The sequence below is a fragment of the Achromobacter spanius genome (assembly GCF_039673305.1).
Lineage (GTDB): Bacteria > Pseudomonadota > Gammaproteobacteria > Burkholderiales > Burkholderiaceae_B > Achromobacter > Achromobacter spanius_F.
Genome location: NZ_JBDJLJ010000024.1, coordinates 48,513 through 71,455, shown reverse-complemented (window position 1 = coordinate 71,455; position 22,943 = coordinate 48,513). Strand labels below are relative to the sequence as shown.

Annotated in this window: 20 protein-coding genes and 2 pseudogenes; 11 read left to right on the top strand and 11 right to left on the bottom strand. The window is 66.5% G+C overall.

Annotated features, from left to right (window positions below; genetic code table 11):
* A pseudogene (locus ABE485_RS18855) lies at positions 1-733 on the top strand (NYN domain-containing protein); the annotation flags it as partial.
* Positions 734-779: 46 nt separating this feature from the next.
* On the opposite strand, the gene ABE485_RS18850 reads toward ABE485_RS18855, so the two are convergent.
* A complete protein-coding gene (locus tag ABE485_RS18850; protein ID WP_430795442.1) occupies positions 780-1,547 on the bottom strand; it encodes an AraC family transcriptional regulator in 768 nt (255 codons plus the stop codon).
* Positions 1,548-1,668: 121 nt separating this feature from the next.
* Between ABE485_RS18850 and ABE485_RS18845 the strand changes: the two genes are divergently transcribed.
* The 3 genes from ABE485_RS18845 (at position 1,669) to ABE485_RS18835 (ending at position 2,938) form a co-directional block, all read left to right on the top strand.
* Positions 1,669-2,001 (top strand): hypothetical protein, encoded by a 333-nt coding sequence (locus ABE485_RS18845; protein ID WP_346516791.1) that lies wholly within the window; start codon positions 1,669-1,671, stop codon positions 1,999-2,001.
* Between the two features lie 123 nt (positions 2,002-2,124).
* Complete coding sequence (locus tag ABE485_RS18840; protein WP_346516790.1) at positions 2,125-2,631, top strand: DUF523 domain-containing protein; 507 nt, start codon at positions 2,125-2,127, stop codon at positions 2,629-2,631.
* Positions 2,618-2,938, top strand: coding sequence for a hypothetical protein (locus ABE485_RS18835; RefSeq protein WP_346516789.1), 321 nt, complete (start codon positions 2,618-2,620; stop codon positions 2,936-2,938). The genes ABE485_RS18840 and ABE485_RS18835 overlap by 14 nt, the downstream gene beginning before the upstream one ends.
* Positions 2,939-2,966: 28 nt before the next feature.
* Here ABE485_RS18835 and ABE485_RS18830 read toward each other — a convergent pair whose 3' ends face one another.
* Together ABE485_RS18830 and ABE485_RS18825 are read right to left on the bottom strand one after the other, a co-directional pair.
* A complete protein-coding gene (locus ABE485_RS18830) occupies positions 2,967-3,944 on the bottom strand; it encodes a tripartite tricarboxylate transporter substrate binding protein (protein ID WP_346516788.1) in 978 nt (325 codons plus the stop codon).
* Positions 3,945-4,065: 121 nt separating this feature from the next.
* On the bottom strand, positions 4,066-4,677 hold the full coding sequence (locus ABE485_RS18825) for a hypothetical protein (protein ID WP_346516787.1): 612 nt from the start codon (positions 4,675-4,677) through the stop codon (positions 4,066-4,068).
* 215 nt (positions 4,678-4,892) lie between these two features.
* On the opposite strand from ABE485_RS18825, the gene ABE485_RS18820 reads away from it, so the two are divergent.
* Entirely contained in the window at positions 4,893-5,507 is a 615-nt protein-coding gene (locus ABE485_RS18820; protein WP_346516786.1) for a TetR/AcrR family transcriptional regulator, read from the top strand.
* A 23-nt stretch (positions 5,508-5,530) separates the two neighbouring features.
* On the opposite strand, the gene ABE485_RS18815 is transcribed toward ABE485_RS18820, so the two are convergent.
* The 4 genes from ABE485_RS18815 to ABE485_RS31245 all read right to left on the bottom strand — a co-directional run bounded on the left by ABE485_RS18815 (position 5,531) and on the right by ABE485_RS31245 (position 10,314).
* Positions 5,531-6,505 (bottom strand): tripartite tricarboxylate transporter substrate-binding protein, encoded by a 975-nt coding sequence (locus ABE485_RS18815; protein WP_346516785.1) that lies wholly within the window; start codon positions 6,503-6,505, stop codon positions 5,531-5,533.
* Positions 6,506-6,878: 373 nt separating this feature from the next.
* Entirely contained in the window at positions 6,879-7,661 is a 783-nt protein-coding gene (locus tag ABE485_RS18810; protein WP_346516784.1) for a hypothetical protein, read from the bottom strand.
* Positions 7,654-8,652, bottom strand: coding sequence for an AAA family ATPase (locus ABE485_RS18805; RefSeq protein ID WP_346516783.1), 999 nt, complete (start codon positions 8,650-8,652; stop codon positions 7,654-7,656). Before ABE485_RS18805 ends, ABE485_RS18810 begins: the two co-directional genes overlap by 8 nt.
* Before the next feature lie 645 nt (positions 8,653-9,297).
* Positions 9,298-10,314, bottom strand: coding sequence for a DnaJ C-terminal domain-containing protein (locus tag ABE485_RS31245; protein ID WP_430795441.1), 1,017 nt, complete (start codon positions 10,312-10,314; stop codon positions 9,298-9,300).
* A 561-nt stretch (positions 10,315-10,875) separates the two neighbouring features.
* Between ABE485_RS31245 and ABE485_RS18800 the strand changes: the two are divergent.
* From ABE485_RS18800 to ABE485_RS18790, 3 genes and pseudogenes are all read left to right on the top strand, one after another.
* A pseudogene (locus tag ABE485_RS18800) lies at positions 10,876-11,160 on the top strand (MFS transporter); the annotation flags it as partial.
* 192 nt (positions 11,161-11,352) lie between these two features.
* Positions 11,353-13,761 (top strand): mechanosensitive ion channel domain-containing protein, encoded by a 2,409-nt coding sequence (locus ABE485_RS18795; protein WP_346516796.1) that lies wholly within the window; start codon positions 11,353-11,355, stop codon positions 13,759-13,761.
* A gap of 97 nt (positions 13,762-13,858) precedes the next feature.
* Complete coding sequence (locus ABE485_RS18790) at positions 13,859-16,303, top strand: TonB-dependent siderophore receptor (protein WP_346516782.1); 2,445 nt, start codon at positions 13,859-13,861, stop codon at positions 16,301-16,303.
* A 9-nt stretch (positions 16,304-16,312) separates the two neighbouring features.
* Here the strand turns inward: ABE485_RS18790 and ABE485_RS18785 are convergent, their stop codons facing one another.
* The 4 genes from ABE485_RS18785 to ABE485_RS18770 all read right to left on the bottom strand — a co-directional run bounded on the left by ABE485_RS18785 (position 16,313) and on the right by ABE485_RS18770 (position 19,802).
* Positions 16,313-17,290 (bottom strand): FecR domain-containing protein, encoded by a 978-nt coding sequence (locus tag ABE485_RS18785; protein ID WP_346516781.1) that lies wholly within the window; start codon positions 17,288-17,290, stop codon positions 16,313-16,315.
* On the bottom strand, positions 17,287-17,811 hold the full coding sequence (locus ABE485_RS18780; RefSeq protein ID WP_346516795.1) for a sigma-70 family RNA polymerase sigma factor: 525 nt from the start codon (positions 17,809-17,811) through the stop codon (positions 17,287-17,289). Before ABE485_RS18780 ends, ABE485_RS18785 begins: the two co-directional genes overlap by 4 nt.
* A gap of 135 nt (positions 17,812-17,946) precedes the next feature.
* Positions 17,947-19,314 (bottom strand): GAF domain-containing protein, encoded by a 1,368-nt coding sequence (locus ABE485_RS18775; protein WP_346516780.1) that lies wholly within the window; start codon positions 19,312-19,314, stop codon positions 17,947-17,949.
* Positions 19,311-19,802: a hypothetical protein gene (locus tag ABE485_RS18770; protein ID WP_346516779.1), complete on the bottom strand. Its 492-nt coding sequence runs from the start codon at positions 19,800-19,802 to the stop codon at positions 19,311-19,313. Before ABE485_RS18770 ends, ABE485_RS18775 begins: the two co-directional genes overlap by 4 nt.
* A 236-nt stretch (positions 19,803-20,038) precedes the next feature.
* On the opposite strand from ABE485_RS18770, the gene ABE485_RS18765 reads away from it, so the two are divergent.
* From ABE485_RS18765 to ABE485_RS18755, 3 genes are all read left to right on the top strand, one after another.
* Positions 20,039-20,776, top strand: a complete 738-nt coding sequence (locus tag ABE485_RS18765) for a hemerythrin domain-containing protein (RefSeq protein ID WP_346516778.1) — start codon at positions 20,039-20,041, stop codon at positions 20,774-20,776.
* Between the two features lie 138 nt (positions 20,777-20,914).
* Complete coding sequence (locus tag ABE485_RS18760; protein ID WP_346516777.1) at positions 20,915-21,673, top strand: hypothetical protein; 759 nt, start codon at positions 20,915-20,917, stop codon at positions 21,671-21,673.
* Between the two features lie 372 nt (positions 21,674-22,045).
* Entirely contained in the window at positions 22,046-22,873 is an 828-nt protein-coding gene (locus ABE485_RS18755; protein ID WP_346516794.1) for an alpha/beta fold hydrolase, read from the top strand.
* The last annotated feature ends 70 nt before the right edge of the window (positions 22,874-22,943 follow it).

Genomic DNA, 22,943 nt, shown 5'->3' with positions numbered 1-22,943 from the left:
CCGCAAGACGTCGGGCCGGGGCGCGGGCCAGGGCGCGGATGCCGGGGGTCGGGACGAAGCCGGCTCCACGGCCGGCGAACCGGCGGCCGGTGCACCGGCGGATCGCGCACCGGTGGCCGATGGCGCCAAGCCGTCCGGGCGAGCCAGGCAGGCCGAAGCCTGGAAGCCTGCTGACGCGCCCCAGCAAACGGATGCGCCTGTGCGGGCGGACGTCTCCGGCCACGCTGAAGTTTCCAGACCCGCGGAAGGCGGCGAGCGCGCGGAGGTTCCGCCCGCGCCGGCGATTCCCAAGTTGCCGCCCATGCCCAGGCCCGCCAGGCCTGCGCCGCAATCGGCCCTCGTCGCGGGGCCGCCTCCGACCGTGAATGTGGCTGATTGGACCTTCGTGGCGCCTCCCGCGGCCCCGCGCGAACGCCCCGTCAAGGCGACCGACCCCTTCGAAGGCGGGGCGCCGCGCCAGGCTCCCGAACCCGAGACGGCGGCGCCTGCCGCCAAGCGTGGCCGCGCCGCCAGCAAGACGGCGGCAGCCAAGACCGAGGAAGCCGGCGCGAGCCGGGTCGCGCGGGGAGCGGGAACGCGCTCCGCCGCCAAGGCGCCTGCCGCGCAGTCCGCCGCAGCGCCTTCGGCCGCGCCCGCGGCCGACGTGGCACCCGAGGCCCCCGCCAAGCCGGCCCGCAAGACGGCCCGCAAGACCGCCGCGCGCAAGCCGACGGCGGCCGCCGTGGAGTCCTGAAGCGGGTCCCGCCCCACGGGGCGCGGCCAGGCGCCTGGCCGCGGAATCAATCCCCGGCCGCGCCGAACTGGCCGGGCGTCACGCCCAATTCGCGCTTGAACATGGCGATGAAGGCGCTGACGTTGTCGTAACCCAGCTCCAGCGCCACCGTGGTCACGGCGGCGCCGCCGGCCAGCAATTCCTGCGCGCGCATCAGGCGGGCCTGCTGGCGCCAGGCGCCGACGGGCAGGCCGGTTTCCGCCAGGAAGCGGCGGGCCAGCGTGCGCGGCGCCATGCCGATGGCGGCCGCCCATTCCTCCAGCGAGCGTGTGTCCGACGGCTGGTCCGACAAGGCCAGCGCCAGACGCTGCAGCCGCGGGTCTCGCGGCAGCACCAGCGCCGCGCCGGCGCGCGGCAGGGTGCGGATCTCGTCCCGGATCAATTCCACGATGCGGCGGCGCGCCGGATCGGACGCGTCGTCGCGCCAGCTCGCCGCGCGTTCGACGGCGGCCAGCAGCAATGCCGACGCCTGCAGCGCGCAGGGCGCGCCGGGCAGGCCGGCGCAGGCGGCCGGACTGAGATAGGCGCTGTAGCCCGCGTAAGGGCCGTGCGAGCGCAGCCCATGGAGATGCCCGGGCGGGATCCAGACGGCGTGCCGCGAAGGCGCGACCCATTGCCGGTCCCCGGCGTAAACGGTCAACAATCCCTGGTGCGCGCCCAGCAGCTGCCCGCGCGCGTGGCGGTGCATGGCCGTGTGGCGCAGCGCGCCGTCATGTCGGGAAACGGCGATCAGCCTGGGTCCGGACCGTGAACCGGCGCGCTCGGGCGCAAGCAGGGGACGGGAAACAGGCGGGGATGGCGGTGGCTGAATCACGGTATTGAATGGCCAAAACAACGCAGATTTGCCGGAAGGATGCGCCTATCGTAGCGCTTGAGTCCAACAACCGGAGCAAAGCATGAAAGCAGAGGATGTCTTGCCGGACGGCAAGGATCAGGGAACCTTCAATGGCGTGGCGGTGCGCAAGGGCACGGTGGGCGCGTTTCTGGCCAACGCGCGCGTATGCTGCGATCCGGGCGCATCGGATCAGGCGGCGGCCGTCGCGCGCAGGGATATCGAGGAAGCCTTGCCCGCGTTGCGCGCGCTGGGCCTGTTTGACGTGCTGCAGGTGCGCGACCCCGCGCTGCGGGCGTGGATCGAGGCGCGGGCACCGGCGCGGGCACCGGGCGCGGGCATCCGGGCGCGGGCATCCGGCGCGAGCATCCGGCGCGGTGAGCACCCGGCGGCGTAACGCGGGCCGGCGCGGCGCGTGCTCTATGATGGCAGGCTTCGGACGCGAGCCCGAGCCCTCGGGCCGCCGTCCGCCCCGCCTTCAATCACGCGTTCCTGCTCCCCGTTTCCTGTTCGGCAAGCCATGCAATACGTTCTGGTCAGTTCCTGCCTGCTGGGCAACCCCGTGCGCTACGACGGCCGCAGCGTGCCCAATGGCGACGCCGTCCTGGATCGCTGGCTGGCCCAGGGCCGGGTCGTGGCGGTCTGTCCGGAAGTCGCGGGGGGCATGCCCACGCCGCGGCCGCCCGCCGAGATCCAGCCGGGCGAGGTGGCCGCAACGGTGCTGGCCGGCCAGGGGCGCGTCGTCGCAGTGACGGGAGAAGACGTCACCGCGCAGTTCGTCCGCGGCGCCCGCGAGGCGCTTGCCGCGGCGCAAGCCCGCGGCATCCGCGTCGCTGTCCTGAAAGAGGGCAGCCCGTCCTGTGGCAGCGGTTATGTGTACGACGGCCATTTCGCCGGCCGCCGCCAGCCCGGACTGGGCGTGACCGCGGCGCTGCTGCGCGGCGCGGGCCTGCAGGTGTTCAGCGAAAAACAATGGGGCGAGGCCGGCGATTGCGTGGCCGCGCTGGAGGCGGATGATGGGCGCTGACATCGGGGACTGGCTGGTGCTGCTGGGCGTGGCCGGATGCACCGTGCTGTTCTGGAAGGCCGCGGCGCGCATGGGGCGCAGCCGGCTGCCGGCCCGCGTGGGCGCGGTGCTGGCCCTGGCCGGCTCCGCCTTCTTCTTCTATGCCTGGTATGCCCAGTACCTGAAGTGGGATTTCAATGAACTGGGCCGCCACTACGATCCCGTCGATGGTGTGGTCTACACCGATGCGGGATTCGTCTGGGTGCTGCCGGCCGGCATGCTGCTGATCGCCGGGTTGCTGAGCGCCTGGCGCGGCTGGCGGCGCTGATCCGCCCGGCCGCGCCCCAGACCCGCGGCTATTCGCTGCGGATGTTCGCCTGCTTCACGATCTTGCCGTTGTCGGCGTATTCCTTCTGGACCTGGGCCGTGAACTGCTCGACCGTGCCGGTCGACATGATGTTCAGGGCGTCGGTCAGCGGCTTGCTGATGTCGGGCATGGCGGCCACCTTGTTGAGGACGGCATTCATGCGCGCACGGAAATCCGGACTGGTTGCGGCCGGCGCGAAAAAGCCGAAGGTCGACGTCATGTTGGCCATGGGATAGCCCAGCTCGGCCAGCGTGGGCGCATCCGGCATGCCCGGCAGGCGCGCCGGCGATCCCACAGCCAGCAGCTTGAGCTTGCCCTCGCCGATCAGCGCGTTGACCGGTCCGGACGCGTTGACCAGCATCAGCGTGAACTGGCCGCCCAGCGCGTCGGGCACCATCTGCGCCATGCCCTTGTAGGGCACGTGCGTGATGCGCACGCCGGCCTGGCCGTTGATCTGTTCCAGCATCAGGTGCCCCAGCGACCCCACGCCCGCCGTCGCCAGCGACAGCCCGCCCGGGTCCGCCTTGGCCTGCTCCAGCATGTCCTTGAACGTCTTGCCGGTGAACTTCGGGCCTCCCACCAGATACACCGGCGAATACATGATCGAGGCCACGGGCGCCAGGTCCTTGAGCGGGTCGTAGAGCGTCTTCATCACGTGCGGCGACAGCGTGACCGGACTGACCGCGGTGAACGCCAGCGTGTTTTCGTCGTGGGCCCGGGCCACGGTGTTCATGCCGATCATGCCGCCCGCGCCGCCCCGGTTCTCGACCACGACGGGCCGGGAGAGCTCGACCGCCAGCTTCTGCGCGAACGCGCGCGCCGTGTTGTCGACGATGCCGCCGGCCCCGTAGGGCACGACGATGGTCATGGCCTGCGCCTGACCAGCGGTCTGCGCGTGGGCGGCGGCGGTCAATGCGCATGCGGCGCCGATGGCGCACAGCCCCGCGATCCGCTTGAAGTTCAACATGATTTCCCCTGGATGGCCGGCTCCTCGCCGGCGCTGCATGCGGCGCCCAATGCGCCGCGCCGGCATGCAGTGTGTGCAGGCCGGCGCGGGAGGGCAACCGGGATTACCCGGAAAGCCTGCGTCAGTGGGACCGGTAGCCGCGGCTGGTCATGCAGGAATCGACTGAACGGTTGTAGGTGTCGACCATGACCTGGGTGGTCCAGGGGTTGATGGTGGCCGGGTCGTAGCCGCTCTGGTTCATGGCCCAGCGCCGGCAATCGGTGGTGGCGCTGGCCTGCGCCGTATTGACGGGGGGCGCCGGTTCATATTGCACGGGCGCGTATTGCGGCGCCGGGGCGGAATAGGCGACCGGCGGCGCTTCGTAGACCGGCGCCGGATACACCGGTTCCTGGTAGACCGGCGCCGCGTAGACCGGCTCCTGGTAGACGGGCGTGGCATAGGCCGGCGCGGCGTACAGCGGCGGGCTGGTGTAGCCCACGCCCGACGAATACACGCCGGTCTGGACGTAAGAGGGGCCGGAATTGGCCGCCAGCAGCAGGCCGACCGTCGCCAGCGCGAAGGCGCCGCCGATCCACCATCCGTCCGAACTGCTGCCGCCGCCGCCGCCGTGATGGTGGTAGCCGCCGCCATGTCCGCCGCCCCAATACCCGCCACGCCCGCCGGCCATCGCCGGCGCGCCGGCAACCGCCAGCGCCAATGCCGCAACGGCCACCCGGACTGTAAACCGCTTCATGATCTTGCTCCTGGTTCGCCCGGAACCCGCCCATCGCGGGGGCCGAAGCGATAGGCCTACTTTACTGCTGCGGCTGACGCAATAAGTTGTCTCAAGCGATACGGGAATTTCAAGTGATTTCAATCGGGTACGGGTTGCGCGGCCCCTGGCGCAAGGGTGGCGGATCGGCCCCGGAAACAGTGGCGAAATGCAGGGAACGGTAGTACTTTCTCGCGATGATCAAGGCACTGCCTCCGACCCCCTCGCAAGACAAGCGCCTGACCAAGGGGGAACGCACTCGGCTGCAGCTTCTGGAGGTCGCCGCCGCCGAATTCGCCGAACGCGGATTCCAGAACACGCGGATCAGCGACATCGTCGCGCGGGCCGGAGTGACGCAGCCGGTGTTCTACCAATATTTCACCAGCAAGCAGGCCGCCTACGATGAACTGGTGGGCATGTTTGCCCAGCGCCTGCGGCAGGCCATCGGCCAGGCGCGACTGCCGGGCAATCAGCAGGGGGCGGACCTGCCTGCCCGCGTCCGCCAGGCCATCGGCGGCCTGCTCGCCATCCTGCAGGAAGATCCCAACCTGACCCGCATCGGCTTTTTCCAGGTCGAGGCGGCTGAGGCCCTCAAGGACGAACTGGTGGAGATGATCGCCGACAACGTCCGCGCCGACCAGCAGGCGGGCCTGTTCCGGCCGGAGGTGCCGGCGCAGTGGGTCGCGCAGGCGCTCATGGGCATCATCGAACGCTTCACGCGCCAGGCGCCCGACGCCGCCAGGCAGCAGGCCCTGGCGGAATTCATCGCCGGACTGCTGCTGGACGGCATCCGGCACAGGCAGGCTCCCTAGGGAGCCTTTTTTATCGCCGACGGCTATTCGACGCGCGCGCCCGAAGCCGACACCACCTTGCCGGCGGACTCCCAATCCGCCTTCAGCAGATCCTGGAACTGCGCGGCCGACTTGGCCTCGGCCTCGACGCCCAGCGACGCCAGGCGCGCCTGCACCTTGGGATCGGCCAGCACCTTGTTGACGGCGGCATTGATCTGGTCGCGATCGGCGGCGGAGATGCCGGCCGGCGCCAGCAGGCCCAGCCAGGAATCGAATGCGTAGCCGGGCAGGCCGCTTTCGGCGACGGTGGGCAGGTCGGGCGCAAAGCGCGAGCGCGTCTTGCCGGTGTAGGCCAGGAACGTCACGCGCGGGTCGTTGCGGTACGCGGTGACGCCGATGGTGGCGGCGGTCACGGCCTGGACGCGGCCGGCCAGCAGTTCGGTCACGGCGTCGCCGGTGGACTTCATGGGGATGTGCTGCATCTGCGCGCCGGCGGCGGTCAGGAACGACGCCATGCCCAGGTGCGAGGCGCTGCCGTTGCCGGCCGAGGCGTAGTCGTAGGCGCCGGGTTTGGCCTTGACCGCCTGGATGAATTCGGCGGTGTTCCTGGCGTTCAGCGAGGCGGACGCCAGGATGATGTAGCCGGTGTTGCCGATGTAGGCCACGCCGGTGAAATCCTTGTAGGGGTCGTAGCTCAGGTTCTTGTACAGATACCCGGCGATGTTGTGGCTGGCGGCGGCCAGCACCAGCGTGTTGCCGTCGGGCTTGGCGCGGGCGACCTGGGCCGTGCCCACGGTGCCGCCGGCGCCGGCGCGGTTTTCGACCACGATGGAGGCGTCCAGCGCGCGGCCCAGTTCATCGCCGATCGCGCGGGCGATCGTGTCCTGGACCGCGCCGGTGCCGTAGGGCACCACGATGCGGATGACGCGTTGTTCGGCCTGGGCTGTGCCCATGCCGGCGACGGCCAGAGCAAGGGCGAGCAGGGTGTTGCGGCGTGCAGCTTGGAATCGGGAAGGCATGAAGCGGACTCGTGGTTGTGGCGCGCCTGCGGAATGCGGCGCGGGCATCGCGGCGTTGGACTCTAATCAATTGCGCCGCGTGGGCCAACGAATTATTCGCGCGTTGTTTATTTCTTCTGGAGATATGGATTCAGGCGGGCTGCGGGCCGGCCGCCTTCGGGGCTGCCTAGTGCTGATGTAGCGCCGCTTCGTCTCGCAGCTGGCGCACAGCAGAGGTGGTGCGAACAATCTCCACATGTCGGCCGGCTGTATTTCTTAAAACTACTCTCTCCAAATATTCTTCGCGTTCACCTTGGACTCGTATCTGAATAGGGATGCGGCCGACACGTCCTGTATGACCTTGAAACGTGCTTTTCTCAGGCTATTTCCATGATCAATTGGCGACGTTAACTTTGCGCTGCTTTGCAGCGGCTTCGGCTTCGATGGCCCTATCGAGTTCATCTTTGAGCAGCGCAAGCACGTCTTCAGTTAGCGTGCCTTTTATCGTGCTAGATATTTTTTCTAATAATTCAAATTTCTTCTTTTTGGTGGATACCCGAATCGATTTGTAAAATCCCTCGATAGTCTTTTCTGCAAGTTTGTTGTCTCCGGGGAGGAAGTAGTCTGAGAGCCGAAGTCGGTTGAGCTTTTCGATTTTGCATATGCGAATGGTTTCGGAGCCTTTTCGGTCCCCTGGTTTAGCGACCACCCGTTCGAACTTGTCGAATTCTAAGTGGTTTTCCCATTCATCAAGATGGGGGTGGACGATGATGTAGTCTTTAGAGTCGATAGGTACCGAATCTGGCTTTGCTTCCCCCGCAAGCACGTTGGTAATATATTTTGCCCCATTGCATTGTAGGCATGATGCCGCAATGTTATTAGTTTCGAACATAAGATGAGGACAAGAGTCTTTGCTGATTATGTGCTCGGCGTCATAGCTGCGTTTGTGTTTGTCAAGTTCTTTGCTGCAATAACAACACCGTCGCGCTTGCCTATAATAATAGTGGTCTTTGACTTCCGAACGGTACGCCGTCACAAGGCTATGGTCGACGTGGTGTTCGTCGATATTCCAATAGTGTCCCCCTTGCGCTCCCTGTCGTCGTAGGTGGGTATGTTGATTTGAATCGATTTTCACCAATGGATTCAATACGTTGGCCCTGTGGCGAGCTCTAGGCATCTTGGCGCTCCTGTTGATCGCCGTCGTCGTCAGAAGTGTTGATGAGGTCTAGGGCGTCATTTATCAGGCTAATGGATTCTGCGTCGCCACTCTGCGGATGGGAATATATTTTCCGCAGCCGAATAAGGTTTCGTACTGCCTCGTCCTTCTGGATTTCCCCATCTTCAGCTTTATCGATGGATATTAGGAGTTCATGTGCGAGGTGCTGGCTGTTGGGCACTGGGGTTTCAAAGACGTCGACGAGGGTCGCTTCGACAGAGGGCATTTCCGAAGCGCGTGGATGCTCAGTGTCGCCTTCTCCTATTCGCGCAACCCCTATATTCGCAGCCTGAGCTTGTTGCACGATGAGAGGGGAGTGAGTCGCAACCAATACATGACACCCTGAGAATGGCTTCAGTGCGGCGAGCAGATAATCCAAATAAGACTGCTGCCACTGAGGATGTAGGCTCAGTTCCGGTTCGTCAATAAGCACAAGGGAGTTATCTCGAAGCGCTGTCGCCAGTCCTATAATCGAGCAAAGCATTTGCTGCTGCCCAGAACTCGCGTTGGCTACGTCTATTTCCGGCTCATCGAAAGGCAAGATGCGACACGAACTGAGCCGAAGTATATTAAGCCGACGTAATAGCGTCAGAGATTGTAAGCGTGCATATTGGTGCCTACCTGAGCTGAAGTCGAAATCCTGCCAAAGCACCGATTTATCGTCCGGCCACTCAATCTGTGTTAGCGCTTCGCTGACCAGCTCAGCAAGAGCGAGTGGGTCCGCGATGCGTAGCTCTGCCCTAATCCGTTGGTTAGACCAAACTCCGCCGGTCGCAGGGTGGGTGAAGAACTTCACAAGCTCGTCTAGCGATTGGGATGACCGACTAGGAAAGTTTTCCATGGGCGTATATGCAAATCTGACTCGGGCTTCAAAGTTCAGATGACGCATCACTTCAAACATGACAGGGGCAGCATCCACTGATTCGCTAAGTCGGAAGATGGCTTGTTCCAAAGTGTCGCGAGCGATTAAGCCCCCGGAGATTCGGGATTTCTGATGCAGCCCAATGGCGACATGGTGCCTTTTTTGGTCCAGTCCATCGCCATAAATGTCGGTCAGAGTCGTAGTTGACCGCGTGGGTGACTGGAAGCGTGTAAAGGGACTGAATGTCTGGGTAATGACTCTAGAAGGGCGGGTGGGCGGAGGACTTCTAGAGCCTTGTTTGAATTCTTTATCATTGATTTTCCATCTTACTGCGACGGAACTGCGTCGGTCGCCCCTGATCATCGTAAAGAACTTCACCAGACTTACTAGTAGCTCAGTTTTTCCTGAGCCGTTGGGGCCTGTCACTATATCTACGCGATTTTTTCCATCGTTTCTCGCAAATTCCTCGAGAATCAAATGTGCGCGTTCCGTGTAAAGTGAAATTATCTGTGTAGACATGGGAGGCGATTTGGAAAGTGTCCGTTTGAATATTCAGTCTACATCAGGCTGAATTTATTTTGATGTTTGATGCTGTATTGTTTTAGTGGGTCGAACTATAGCCGCCCGACGATTGCATGCATTTTTTAGGCACTAGTTGCGACGCAGCCAGCCGGAGGCAGTGCTGATTGGGATGCTCTAAACGGTACAGCGGCGGCTGTCTAAGCCACCGCCGAGCTAAGGCTGACGCTTTCTCTCCTTGGCCAGAACTGCTTGTAGCGCTTCACGCGTTCGCTTGTCCAAGGGCGAGTTATTAGCGAATTCGTTGATGAACAACCGTAGGTCGCCTACCTCTCCGTTGGGCATGCGTAGCCCCTCACCTTGAACTGTGATCCATTGCCCGGGATAAACTCGGGAAGGAATGTTTACGTTTACTGTTACACCGAGGATATCCAGATCGGTGGGGCCACCAAGTGCCGCGGCCAAACAATCCAGAATTATGTCAATTTCCACATGGCTCTCGTGTAGAAATTGACCGCGGCGGTCCCACCAATAGGCATGCCGGATCATGACTAGAAGGTTTCCGCTTCGCGTTGAGTCGTCTGCTAAGTAGCCGGCGCCAGGCACCTTAAAGACGGTGCCTGGGGCTGTTCTAGGTGGAATCCGGACATTTACGTACTTGGTTTCTAGGCGTCGTTTGTGTCCCCAGCACATGTAGCATTCAGCGAGATTGGTCGTGCCGGTGCCCTGGCAGTCTCTACACGTTCTGGCCCAGCGCCCCACGCCAGTATTTCCAGTTCCGTAGCAGCGCCTGCAATCCTTCAAAAAAGGGGAGGTAAATAATCCGCTCCCTCTGCACGTGTAGCATTCGACCCAGACGTCAAAGCCTACATTGGCCATACAACCCGCAAAAAGTTCACTCAAAGACAAGTCTTTTCGAACATGTATGTCTAGCCATCTGTCATTGTCTGGGGTTTGCTCGTCAGGCTCGTCACTGTCATGTGAGGGAGGAGTCGCGTTCAACGTATGGCATGTGCATTCTGAAGGACCAGCTTCTCTCTTGTTGCTTAGAATCTCATATGCCGCTCGATACTTCCGAAATTCTTGGGAGTCCTGGGCGGACGCTCCGGGAGATGTTTTGTCGGGGTGAGTCTTGGATACCTGTTTTCGGTAAGCCTTTCTAACCGCATCGGGCGTCGCGTCGCCAGGTAGGCCTAGCGTCGCCTTGTAGCACCGTTGGTCGCATATAGTCATTTTGTAATCAGGCCAGCAGTAAAAGTCACGGCGAATAGCCCAATGGGTCGCCGAAATTCGGGATGCCTTCCTGAAAGTTCACTAGGCATACACGTAGGTGGAATTTTGGTGGCGAATTTTAATGCATGATTATGACGTTGTTGCGAGTGTTGGACTGTATGGCCAGCACGGTGAGAGTAAGGCCCCCCTCTGAGCCTGCTTTCTTCATTGAACAGCCTAGTTGTGGCTTCAGGCATCATATTGATGCCTGTTTGGAGGGCGAGCGTGAAGAGCGTGCGTGCAAGAATAGCCAGATTCTGGTCGATTAGCGTCAGCACCTGACATGGCTTTGCAAGCATGAGCGTCCGAATATGGCTCTGGGCGCATTTACTCAGAAATAGCAGCTGGCCATAGCCGCATAGCGTTTCTACATCTGGCAATTGTGGATTCAGACGGTCAGTGCAACACCCTATTGAAAGCCTGATGGATAGAGGCGTGCGATGGTCAGTATTTACGGCGCCATGACTACGGAGAGGAGGTCTAGGATTTGGGAGCTATGGCGCACTTTGGTGTTCGGCGGGTGCGCACTTCTGGCTGACGCTGACCCCGGTGGGTATCGGCTGGAATTTCGGCTTCGTCGGCGCTTCGGCGCTGGTGCTGGAATGCCATCGTCCCGAGAAAAAGACGCGGGTGCAATCGCTGAACGACTTCATCGTTTTCGGCAGGATGGCGATGAGTTCATTCGCGTCCGGAGGCCTGGTGGCGGCCTTCGAATGGGCCACCGAGCTGTGGGTCTCGTTCGTTCCGGTGGGCCTGGCGATTGCGGCGTTGGGCGTGGGCGCGGCGGGTCCGCGGGGCAGGGCGTGACGCAGTCGGCTTTATCATGGGGGGCAGCGGCGGCGTGCGCGCCGCCTGGTTTCACCTGATCGTCGAGGAGATTTATTAGTGGTTCGACCCGCAACGACAGCATCCATTCCCTTCCTGCCCCGCAATCATGCCGCCGTCTCCTGGCGGCGCAGGCGCGAGAGGCCCTGGCTGGCGGCCCTGCTGCTGGCGGCGATGCTGAGTTGCCTGTCGTTCTTCTGGCAGGCACGGGCCATGGCGGCGGTGTCTCTGCCGGGACTGGCGCCGGCGGCCGAGGCCCCCGCGGCCCCGGCGCTGACCCCGGAAGCGCTGGCGAACATGCTGGACAACCCCGAGGTGCGCAAGGCCCTGGTGGACGCGTTGCGCGCCCAGGGAAGCGGGACCCGGCCAGCCGCGGGCGCCGCGGTGGCGCCGGCGCAGCCCGCCGAGCCCGGCCTGCAGGAACGCATGGCCGATGGCGTGCAGCGCTTTTTGACCGGCGTGGCCGCCGACATGGGGCAGGGCGTGGACGACATGCGCACGCTGGCCTCCGGGCGCAGCCTGCGGCTGGACAGCGGCGCCGCGGGCAACGCCCTGATGCCCCTGGCCATGGCCGCCCTGGCCACCATCATCGCCTTCATCCTGCTGCGCATGATCGCCATGCGCATCTATACGCGCATCGACCACTGGGTGGCGGAGCAGGGCTGCGAATCCGACTTGCCGGCCAGCCCCGACGCCCCGGCCGCACCGGGCGCTCCGCCCAAACGCCGCGCGCCCGCTTCCATGCGCGTGCTGTACCGGCGCGCCGGGGCCATCATCGGCGCGGTCGCCATCGACGTGGGCGTCGTGCTGCTGGCCGCCATGGCCGGCGGCGCAGCGGCGCTGTGGACCACGCCCGGGCGCGGCACGCTGGATGCGCTGGCGGCCGTGTTCCTGAAGGCCTTCGTGGCGGTCGAACTCGTCAAGGTGCTGATCCGCACGGTGTTCGCGGTGCGGCATCCGCACCTGCGCCTCCTGCCCATGTCGGACGAGCTGGCCAAATACTGGAACGCCTGGCTGGTGCGCGTCGCGGCGGCAGCCGGCTACGGCACGCTGCTGGTCGGCCCGGTGATGGCCGCGTCGCTGTCTCCCGCGCTGGGCCGGCTGGCCACCATGATCATCATGCTGGCGGTGTATGTGTACGCCGTGCGCGTCATCTGGCAGAACCGCCAGTCCGTGCGCGAACGCCTGGACCGCCGCGCCGCGGGCGCGGCCACCTTCATGGGGTCGCGCCTGCGCTTTCTGTCGCGCGTGTGGCACGTGCTGGGCATCGCCTACTTCACCATCCTGCTGGTCGTCAGCCAGGTCGACCCGACCAATGCGCTGCCCTTCATGGCGCGCGCCACGGCGCAGACGCTGCTGGTGATCGGCGTGGGCAGCCTGCTGATCCTGCTGCTGAACGCCGTGCTGGCCAAGCCGATCCGCCTGTCGGATGACCTGCGGCGGCGCCTGCCGCTGCTGGAGGCGCGCGTCAACGCCTATGTGCCGGCCGCCCTGAAGCTGGTGGGCTGGATCATCCGCATCGTCATCGTGCTGCTGGTCCTGGACGCGTGGCGCGCCTTCGACCTGTCGCGCTGGCTGGCGTCGGACGCCGGCGGCGCCGCCATCAAGGTGGTGCTGAACATCGTCATCGTGCTGATGATCGCGATGCTGGCCTGGACCGTGATCGCCAGCATCATCGAGCACCGCCTGAGCCAGAGCGAAGAGCGGGGCATGCCCAGCGCGCGCGAGCGCACCCTGCTGGCGCTGTTCCGCAACGCCGCGCTGATCGTCATCGTGACGATGACGGTGATGGTGCTGCTGTCGCAGATCGGCATCGACGTCGGGCCGCTCATCGCCGGCGCCGGCGTCGTCGGCCTGGCCATCGGCTTCGGCGCGCAGAAGCTGGTGCAGGACATCATCACCGGCGTCTTCATCCAGCTCGAGAACGGGATGAACGAGAACGACGTGGTGCAGGTTGCGGGCGTGTTCGGCACGGTCGAGAAGATGACCATCCGCTCGGTGGGCATCCGCACGCTGGACGGCGGCTATCACCTGGTGCCGTTCTCGTCGGTGGACGTGGTGGCCAACCACATGCGCGATTTCTCGTACCACCTGGGCGAATACACCATCGCGCACCGCGAGAGCGTGGATGACGCGATCGAGCACCTGCGCGCGGCCTTCGCCGAACTCATGACCGATTCGGTGCTGGGACCCGAGATCCTGGAAGAGATGACGGTGGCCGGCGTCACGGCGGTCAACGACAAGGGCGTGACCATCCGGATCCTCATCAAGACCACGCCGGGCATGCAGTGGGCCGTGCAGCGCGGCTACAACCGGCTGCTGAAGAAGCACTTCGACGCCGCGGGCATCGAGCTGCCGTATCCGCACACCGTCGTGTACTTCGGGCAGGACAAGCGCGGCTATGCGCCGGCCGCCAACGTGACCCTGCAGGCCGAGCGTCCCGACGAGGGCGAAAATGCCCGGGCCGCGGGGCACACCCGGCGCCGCCTGAAACCGGAAACCGACAGCGGGGATTCGGCCGAGGTGCTGGGCAACGAACTGGAGGCGCGGGAAGAGGCCGAGCCGGACGCGCAGAAGACGTAGCAGGGCACGGGTAAAAATATTTGCATGGGCGGTGATACCTTTTGATGTCTCGGCTGGCATAGGGAACAGAACCTACTCAGTCCGAGACCTCCGCTCCATGCAAAATCCCGCTTTTTCCGACCGTTCACGTTTCCGATTGACCCTGGTGGCCGCCTGCGTGGCGGCCGCCCTGGCGTCCGGCATGCCGGTCCCGGCCGCGGCCCAGGCCGCTGCTACGGCGCAGCCCCGCGCCGATGACCGCCGCAGTTTCGATATCCCCGCGGGGCCGCTGGGCAGCAGCCTTGCCCGTTTCGCGATGGAGGCGGACATCGCGCTGGCGTTCGAGCCCGCCCTGACCGACGGCCGCAGCTCCCCCGGCCTGTCCGGATCGCACACGGTCGCCGAGGCGGCGCGCCGGCTCCTGTCGGGCAGCGGGCTGGAAATGGCGGCGCGGCCCGACGGCTCTTATACGCTGCGCCGCAGGCCCATGGGCGAGGAGGCCGCGATGCTGCCGACTGTCACGGTCACCGGCAAGGGCGCCTATGACGGCGCGAATCCCTACCTGGTGAGCAGCGCGTCGACCGCGACCAAGACCGATACCCCCCTGATGGAGACGCCGCAGTCGATCTCGGTGGTGACGCGCGAGCGCATGACGATCCAGGGCGCGCAGACCGTGAGCGACGGCCTGAGCTATACCGCCGGCGTGCACAGCAACGTCGCGGGCAACAACCCCACCGACAACACGCTGATGGTGCGCGGGTTTCAGCAGATCAACGCCAACGCCTACACCGACGGCCTGCGCAACAACCAGGTCGGGTACTTTTCGCCCGAGCCCTTCGGCATGGACCGCATCGAGGTGCTGAAAGGCCCGTCTTCGGTGCTGTACGGCCAGGGCTCGCCCGGCGGCACCATCAACTTCGTGTCCAAGCGCCCGCTGTTCGAATCGCACCGCGAAGTGACGGCATCGGTCGGCAATCACGACCTGGTGCAGGGCGCGGTGGACGTCGGCGACGTGCTGGACGAGGCCGGCACGCTGTCCTATCGCCTGGTCGCGCTGGGCCGGGATGCCGACAGCGACATCGACGGCATTCCCGACGACCGGCTGTACGTCGCGCCCAGCCTGACCTGGGCGCCGTCCGCGCGCACGTCCTTCACGCTGCTGACGTCTTACCAGCGCAACCGCAACCTGTTCACCAGCAACCTGCCGTACTCGGTGCTGGACGGCTCGAATCCCAATGGCCGCGTGCCGCGCCACCGCTCGGTCAATGAGCCGGGCTTTGACCGCGAACAGAGCGAGCAGACCAGCATCGGCTACGAGTTCAGCCATGCGTTCTCGGACACCTGGACGTTCCAGCAGAATGCCCGCTACACGCACTTCAAGGGTTATGAGGACCAGCTCTTTCGCAACAGCGGCGTGATCAACGGCACCACGATTGCGCGCTACTATCAGCTGCGCGACTACGACAGCGACAACTACGCCATCGACAATCGCCTGGTGGGCAAGTTCACGACCGGGCCGCTGGACCACACGCTGCTGTTCGGGGTGGACTACCAGTACAACGACCGCAGCGCGGATACGCAGACCGGCAACGCGCCGTCCATCAATATCTTCCGGCCGGACCGCAGCGTGCGCATCGATACGTCGCGCTACACCTCGCTGCTGAGCACCGCCGACACCAGCCGCCAGCTGGGCGCCTATGTGCAGGACCAGATCAAGCTGGACAACTGGGTGGCGACGCTGGGCGGACGCTATGACTGGGCCAATCAGCGCACGCGCAACCGCCTGCTCGATACGCGCACCGACACGTCGGCGCAGGACTTCTCGGGCCGCGCCGCGCTCGGCTACACCTTTGGCTCGGGGGTGTTCCCCTACGTGAGCTATGCGGAGTCGTTCACCCCGCTGACCGGCAGCGACATCACCGGCGCCCAGTTCAAGCCCGAAACCGCGCGGCAGTACGAAGTGGGCGTGAAGTACCAGGCGCCGGGATCGGACAGCTACGTAACCGTGGCCGCCTTCGATCTGCGCCGCCAGAACGTGCTGACGCCGAATCCGCAGAACACGTCGTTCAGCGTGCAGGAAGGCGAGGTGACCTCGCGCGGCATTGAACTCGAAGGCGTGCTGCGCCCGCTGGACGGGCTGAACGTGATCGCGTCCTACAGCATCAACGACGTGGAGGTCACCAAGGACAACCCCAACTTCGCCGGGCTGAGCAACCAGGGCAAGGTTCCCGTGCGGGTGCCCAAGCACCTGGCATCGCTGTGGGCCGACTACACCTTGCAGTCGGGCGCGCTGCGCGGCCTGACGCTGGGGGCGGGGGTGCGCTACACGGGCACGACCTATGGCGACGCCCAGAACACTTTCAAGGTCCCGGCGTACACCTTGGTGGACGCGATGCTGGGCTACGACTTCGGCCGCGCCAATCCGTCGCTGCGAGGCTTGAGCGCCGCGATCAATGTGCGCAACCTCACCGACAAGTACTACGTGGCGGGCTGCTTCCTGAACACGGCATGCACGCTGGGCGCGGGCCGCAGCGTCATGGCGAACGTATCGTACAAGTGGTGATGAGGCGATTCAGCGGGACCGGGGCAGGACGGTGATCCAATAGCCCCCCAACCGCGAGGCGATTTCCACCGGATAGGTCGCTTCCAGCATGGCCAGCGCCTGTCGGGTGTTGCCGACCGGGAAGGTGCCCGACACGCGCAGGCCCGCGATGGCGGGGTCGCAGCGCAGGATGCCGCCGCGGTAGCGCGCGAGCTCGCTGACGAAGTCGCCCAGCGGCAGGTTGTCGGCCAGCAGCATGCCGCGCGTCCAGGCGGTGGCGGCGGCGTCCAGCGCCGCGGGCGGCAGCGCGGTGCCTGCCTCCAGCACGGTCTGCTGGCCTGCCGGGATGACGCGCGCCGCGTCGGCGCCCTGGCGCGGCGTGGCGCGAACGGCGCCTTCCAGCACCGCCAGCATGGTTTGGCCGTCCTGCTGGCGCACGCTGAACCGTGTGCCCAGCGCTTCGAGCGTGCCCTCGGCGGTCCGCACCCTGAAGGGGCGGTGCGCGCCTTGCGGGTCGGGCGCGGTCTGGATCAGGATTTCGCCGGCGCGCAGCAGCACCAGGCGCTCGTCGGCGTCAAAGCGCAGGTCGACGGCGCTGGCCGTGTTCAGCGTGATGCGGCTGCCGTCGGCCAGCGTAACGTCGCGGCGTTCGCCCGCGGCGCTGCGGTAATCGGCGGTCCAGCCTTCCGATTGGGCCAGGCGCCAAGCCGCGATGCCGCCCGGCACGACCAGGCACAGCGCGGCAAGCTTGGCCAGCGCGGCGCGGCGGGACATGCCGGGCCGGTCCAGCGTGGGCATGGCCAGCGCCGCCGGCATCTGGCCCAGCCGCGCCAGCAGCTTCTCGGACCGCAGCCATGCGCTTTCATGCGCCGGACTGCGCGCGCGCCAGGCCAGCCAGTCGCGCCGGTCGCTGTCCGACACGGGATCATCGTTCATCACGACCAGCCACTGGGCCGCCTCGTCCAGGATGTCGCCCGGGATGGCGGGGGGCGCATGCCGGGCGTTCATGCCAGGCACTCCAGGCACTGGCGGAACGCGCGCGCCATGTATCGCTTGACGGTCACCAGCGACACGCCGAGCTGCGCCGCGATGTCCTCGTACTTCATGCCTTCCACCTGCGACAGCAGGAACGCGCGCCGCACGGGCGCGGGCAGCGCCGACAGCATGGCGTCGATCTCCAGCAGGGTCTGCAGGATGATGAGCTGGTGTTCGGGCGAGGGCGCCAGATCCTCGGGCAGCGCGGCCAGGGCTTCCTGGTAGGCGCGCTCGAGATCGCGGCGCTGGTACCAGTTGACCAGGATGCCGTGCGCCACGGTGGTCAGGTAGGCGCGCGGCTCATGCAGCAGCGCGGGCAGGCGCGAGGCGAGGATGCGGGTGAAGGTGTCCTGGGCCAGGTCGGCGGCGTCGCTGCCGTTGCCCAGGCGTCGTCCGAGCCATTGCTGCAGCCAGCCGTGGTGGTCGCGATACAGCGCGTGGACCTGTTGTCGGTGTTCGGGGTTATCAGCCGTCATGGCCCGTGTCGCGCTCATGCGGGACATGATCGCTCAAATGCAAATAAGAGTATTTCGCATTGTATGGTTCGGCCCGCAGCGGCGCAAGACGGTAATGACGATGGCCAGGCGCCCGCCGCGCATCGGCATCGGGCCGAACCGCCGGTCCGCGCTTCAGCGCGGTTCGCCGTCGGCGGATTCCAGCAGCAGCGCGCGCGTGGACGCCAGTTCGTAGCAGCCGCGGCGCAGCCTGCGGATCTGCAGCGGCCCGCCCCAGTCGGCCAGGCGGCGCTGCAGCAGCAGCAGGCGCACGCCCAGGTTGTCCTGCACGTCGGGCAGGCCCAGGGCGCTGCCGGCAAGCCGTAGTTCGCGGGTCGAAAAGTCCCAGCGCCCCTGGCGCTGCGCGTCGCCGGCAAGCTTCCAGAGGATGGCGCCCGCCACGCCCTTGATCAGGTATTCCCCGTCGATGAACAGCGTGCCGTCGCGCGGGTCGTAGCGCAGGCGCAGCAGCGGCCCCTGCGGCGCCGGGGCGGGGGAGGCCTGCGCCGCGGGCGCCGCGTCGAGCTCGGCGTGCTGCAGTGTCACCAGCGCCTGCGCCAGCTGCGCGCACAGCACGGCCAGGGCGTCCTCGTCGTCATAGCCGAAGAACTGGTCGCTTTCGCTTTCCACCAGCAGCGCGCCCACGGTGCGTCCGCGCGCGCGCAGCGGCACGGCAAGCTGGCTGCACGGCGTGGCCAGCCCGGGCAGGGCGATGGGCTGGCCGATGGCCTGGCCCGCGGTCAGGCCCTGGTCGCTGGCAATCTGGTGCAGGGTTTGGCCGTAGCGGTACATGCGCGCCATGTGGCCGATACGCAGCGCCACGCCCTCGCGCACGGCCACGCCGGCCAGTCCCGCCTCGGCCAGCGGCAGCTCGGCGCCGGCGCCTTGCCGCGCATAGCCCATGCTGGCCAGGGCATAGAGGCTTTGCCGGTGCGGATCGAGCAGCCACAGGATGGCGTGCTTGACGGCCAGGTCACGGCGCAAGCCGTCCATGGCCACCTGCGGCAGCAGGGCCAGCGCCTCGCAGTCGGCGATCCGGGCCGACACGGCGCGCGCGCCGGCCGCCAGGTCGCAGCGCGGCTGCAGCGTGGCCAGCGGCGTTCCGCCATGCAGGGGGGCGATGTCCAGCACGTCGTAGATGTCGGCGCCGCGCAGGCGGAACACGTGTTCCATGCCGGCATGCGCGGCGATGCCCGCCAGCTTGGCGCGCAGGCGTTCAAATACCGGCCCCTCGGTCTCGGTGCGCAGATAGCGCAGCTGCAGCGCCAGGCTGCCGCCGGTGGCGGGGTCTTCCACCATCAGGCTGGCGCGGCGGGTGGCAAGGATGTTCTCGCGGCTGTGGTTGAAGAACTGGAAGGTCAGCGCCACGTGGCCGGCGTCCACGTATTCCACGTGCGAAAGCAGGTTGACGTGGGGGACGCCGTCGGCCGATACGCTGCACAGCGTGGGCGGAATGCCGCCGTCCAGGATGCGGCGCACGCCGTGCAGGGTCAGCGCGTTCATGGGCCGGGCTCCAGTTCGACGGCCCGGCCGGCGTCGGGGCCGGGCGTCTGGTTCCAGGCGCCCGCCACGCTGAAGGTGACGGCCGTCAGGTCGTGCGCCGCCACGTTGTACCAGTGGTCAAGGAATGGGGCGCCGGCAAAGCCGTCGACCTCGGCGAGCTCGCGCGCCAGCGTGTCGCGCCGCAGCGCCAGCAGGGCGGCATGGGAAGGCAGGGCAGGGGCGACGCGGGCGTCGTGGCCTTTGACGTGGAGCGTGCGGTTGGTGCGGGGCGAGGTGGCCAGCATGGCGACCCGGGCGGTGTCGCGCAGGGCGGCGACCACCAGGGGCGCGGCGCGTGCGGCCAGCAGCACCAGCAGGCGGCCGTCGGGCAGCTCATCGGCCGCCAGGGCGCGGCAGACGCGGGGATTGCCGGCGCGGTCGCAGGCGCCCAGGCGCAGCGAAGGCAGCGCGGGCAGGCTAAGGCTCCATTCGGCGGGCAGTCTGGGCACGGCGGGACGCCTCAAGACGGTTGAACGTCGACGGTGCCGGAAATCATAGCCCGGCGGTCGCGGCCGCAACGCGCTCCGGGCGGCTTTTTTTAACAGTGACTTAACGGTCGGTTAACAGACTTTTAGCAACGCTTTCGCGGCGGGATTTCTAGACTGTCTGTAGCCGGTTTCCGACAGGGATCGGAACGGCGCCGCGCTTGCGGCAACCGTATCTCTCCGCTTAAAAGGCCTGCCTCATGAACTGCAAGATCGCTTCCCCGTTATTTCCGCCCTGCGACGCCGGCGCGCCGCGCTTCGACATCTACGTCGGCATCCACAAGGCGCTGCGCGCCATGATGCTGGACGCGCTGCAGGCCGCGGGCCGTATCGACGTCCACGACCCGGCCGCCGCGCAGGCGGTCTGCGAACGCGTGCTCGCGCTGGCGGACCTCTGCGCCAGCCACCTGGGCCACGAGAACGACTTCGTGCATCCCGCGATGGAAGCGCGCCGCCCGGGCTCCAGTGGGCGCATCGCCGGCGAGCATGTCGAGCACCTGGCCGCCATCGCGGCGCTGCGCGACGCCGTGTCCTGCCTGAACGCCGCCCGCGGCGCCGCGAGGGCGGCAGCGGCGTTGCAGCTGTACCGCGGACTGGCGCTGTTCGTGGGCGAGAACTTCGCGCACATGCACATCGAGGAGTCGCAGCACAACCAGGTGCTGTGGGCCTGCTACAGCGACGAGGAACTGCGCGCGCTGGAAGGCGCCATCGTGGCGTCGCTGCCGCCGGCCGAAAACCTGTGCGTCCTGCGCTGGATGATCCCGGCCATGACGCCGGACGAGCGCGCCGGACTGCTGGCCGGCCTGCAGGCGGCCGCCCCGCCGGCTGTCGTCGAGGCGGTGCTCGACGCGGTGCGGCCGCACCTGAGTCGGCGGGAATGGGACCGGCTCATGCAGGCCCTTGCGCCTGCCCGGGCCGCCTCGGCGGTCGCCGCCTGAACCGGGTGCGATCACGCCTGCAGGCACCCCGCGCGGCCATGTGCCGATCCGCACGCGTGCAGTGCAACGTGACGAAGCCGGCCTTCGCCGCGGCGTGGGGTATAAACAAGGCCCATCGTTTCTGAGCAAGGGAGTCTCGTGTCGAGCAAACTCGGAGCAGGTCGCTTCATCGCCGCGACAGTCGGCGTCATCCGGCTGCAAGGCCGGGCCATGGCGGCTGCCGCGCCGTGGTCGCTGGCCGTGTTCATGCTGACGCTGCCATTCGCGCTGGTCGTGTCTACGCCGTACCTGATGCGCGATTGGGCGATCCTGGCGCTGGCGCTCGTCAACCTGATCGCCTTCGCGCGCACGACGTACGCCTGGCATCGGGTGGTGGTGGCGGGCGACGCCGCGCACGCGGGGCCGACGCGCGGCGGCAACGGGGAAGCCCGGCACTTCGTTTTGCTGGGCGGGCTCGCCATCGGCGTCATGGCGCTTGCGCGCGCAACCGGCGACCTGCCGTATGTGCTCTACATGCTGATGGGCGGCGCCAACGAACCGCTGTTCTATGGCGTATTGATCGCCATGCTGGCGCTGGTGTGGCTGCCGGTGCTCCATGCGCTGGCCATGTACGGGCCGAGCCTGCCGCGCGCCGCGGTCAAGGGCGATTACGGCTTTGGGGCGGTTCGCGCCGGCATGCGCTATCCGCGCTGGCCCTTGATGCTGGCGCTCCTTCTGCTGCTGGTGCTGGGCGCCCATGCCGCCAACGACCTGCGCCCGCTCGCGTACGACTACGTGGGACTGCAGGCGCTCCAGGGCGCGCTGGGCGCGGTGGCGTGCGTCGCCATGATCTTCGTGCTGACGGCGATGTACGCCGTGGCGTACCGCGACGCGGCGCCTGCCGCTGACGTGAACTAGCGCGGCGTCACCTCCCAGGTTCCACGAACCTCGGCCATCAGGACAGCCCGGCCTTGCGGCACCGCCCGCGGGCCGGCGACACGTCCGGTTTTCTCTTTCCCTCTCTTCGCGACGCCGCGCCATGGCGGCCGCCGCGCGCATTGGTGCGCATCGCACAACATCGTGCTTCCCGCGCCGTGTCTACCGCGCACGCGGCCCCGGTCCTACGATGCCCTCACTGTCTCTTCCCGACCCGAGGATCCCATGAACGACTCGTACAACCCGGCCCGCCGCACGCTGCTCGCCGGCAGCGCCGTCCTGGCCAGCGGCGCCTTCGCCATCAGCGCCGAAGCCGCCCCGCAGCGCAATCCCCAACCCAACCGGAGTATTCCCATGGACAGCAATATCTTCATCACGAAGGACGGCACGAAGCTCTATTACAAGGACTGGGGCGCCGGCCCGGTCGTGACCTTCTCGCATGGCTGGCCGCTCAACGCGGACGCCTGGGACGGCCAGCTGCACTTCCTGGCGCGCAACGGCTTTCGCGTGATTGCGCACGACCGCCGCGGCCATGGCCGTTCGTCGCAGCCGACGAACGGCAACGACATGGACACCTACGCCGATGACCTGGCCCAGCTCATCGAGGCGCTGGACGTCAGGAACATCGCCATGGTGGGCCACTCCACCGGCGGCGGAGAAGTGGCGCGCTATATCGGCCGCCATGGGAACAAGCGCGTGGCGCGCGCGGTGCTCATTGGCGCGGTGCCGCCGGTGATGCTGAAGTCGGCGGCCAATCCCGAAGGCCTGCCGATCGAGGTCTTCAACGGCATCCGCGACGGCGTGGCGGGCGACCGCTCGCAGTTCTACAAGGACCTGGCCATTCCCTTCTACGGCGCCAACCGCCCGGACTCCAAGGTGTCGCAGGGCCAGCTGGATCAGTTCTGGCTGTGGAGCATGCAGAGCGGCCAGAAGAATGCCTACGAATGCGTCAAGGCCTTCTCTGAAACCGATTTCACCGAGGACCTGAAGCAGATCGACGTGCCCACGCTGTTCATGCACGGCGAGGACGACCAGATCGTTCCGATCCACGATTCGGCGAAGAAGGCCGTGCGCCTGGTGAAGAACGCCCAGGCGATCTACTACCCCGGCGCGCCGCACGGCCTGACCGCCACCATGCAGGACCGCATCAATGCGGACCTGCTCGCCTTCCTGCGCGGCTGACGCGCATTCCGCTTCCAACGGCCACGGCCCGGCGGATGCCCGCCGGCCTGGCCGCCTTTCAGGAGATTTC

Bases quoted from the DNA above. Each gene is read 5' to 3' on its own strand.
- ABE485_RS18835 (WP_346516789.1), top strand. From the start codon at position 2,618: ATGATGGGCGCTGACATCGGGGACTGGCTGGTGCTGCTGGGCGTGGCC.
- ABE485_RS18755 (WP_346516794.1), top strand. From the start codon at position 22,046: ATGGACAGCAATATCTTCATCACGAAGGACGGCACGAAGCTCTATTAC.
- ABE485_RS18820 (WP_346516786.1), top strand. From the start codon at position 4,893: ATGATCAAGGCACTGCCTCCGACCCCCTCGCAAGACAAGCGCCTGACC.
- ABE485_RS18825 (WP_346516787.1), bottom strand. From the start codon at position 4,677: ATGAAGCGGTTTACAGTCCGGGTGGCCGTTGCGGCATTGGCGCTGGCG.
- ABE485_RS18845 (WP_346516791.1), top strand. From the start codon at position 1,669: ATGAAAGCAGAGGATGTCTTGCCGGACGGCAAGGATCAGGGAACCTTC.
- ABE485_RS31245 (WP_430795441.1), bottom strand. From the start codon at position 10,314: ATGACTATATGCGACCAACGGTGCTACAAGGCGACGCTAGGCCTACCT.
- ABE485_RS18795 (WP_346516796.1), top strand. From the start codon at position 11,353: ATGCTGAGTTGCCTGTCGTTCTTCTGGCAGGCACGGGCCATGGCGGCG.
- ABE485_RS18785 (WP_346516781.1), bottom strand. From the start codon at position 17,290: ATGAACGCCCGGCATGCGCCCCCCGCCATCCCGGGCGACATCCTGGAC.
- ABE485_RS18840 (WP_346516790.1), top strand. From the start codon at position 2,125: ATGCAATACGTTCTGGTCAGTTCCTGCCTGCTGGGCAACCCCGTGCGC.
- ABE485_RS18775 (WP_346516780.1), bottom strand. From the start codon at position 19,314: ATGAACGCGCTGACCCTGCACGGCGTGCGCCGCATCCTGGACGGCGGC.
- ABE485_RS18780 (WP_346516795.1), bottom strand. From the start codon at position 17,811: ATGAGCGCGACACGGGCCATGACGGCTGATAACCCCGAACACCGACAA.
- ABE485_RS18815 (WP_346516785.1), bottom strand. From the start codon at position 6,505: ATGCCTTCCCGATTCCAAGCTGCACGCCGCAACACCCTGCTCGCCCTT.
- ABE485_RS18765 (WP_346516778.1), top strand. From the start codon at position 20,039: ATGAACTGCAAGATCGCTTCCCCGTTATTTCCGCCCTGCGACGCCGGC.
- ABE485_RS18790 (WP_346516782.1), top strand. From the start codon at position 13,859: ATGCAAAATCCCGCTTTTTCCGACCGTTCACGTTTCCGATTGACCCTG.
- ABE485_RS18810 (WP_346516784.1), bottom strand. From the start codon at position 7,661: ATGCCTAGAGCTCGCCACAGGGCCAACGTATTGAATCCATTGGTGAAA.
- ABE485_RS18830 (WP_346516788.1), bottom strand. From the start codon at position 3,944: ATGTTGAACTTCAAGCGGATCGCGGGGCTGTGCGCCATCGGCGCCGCA.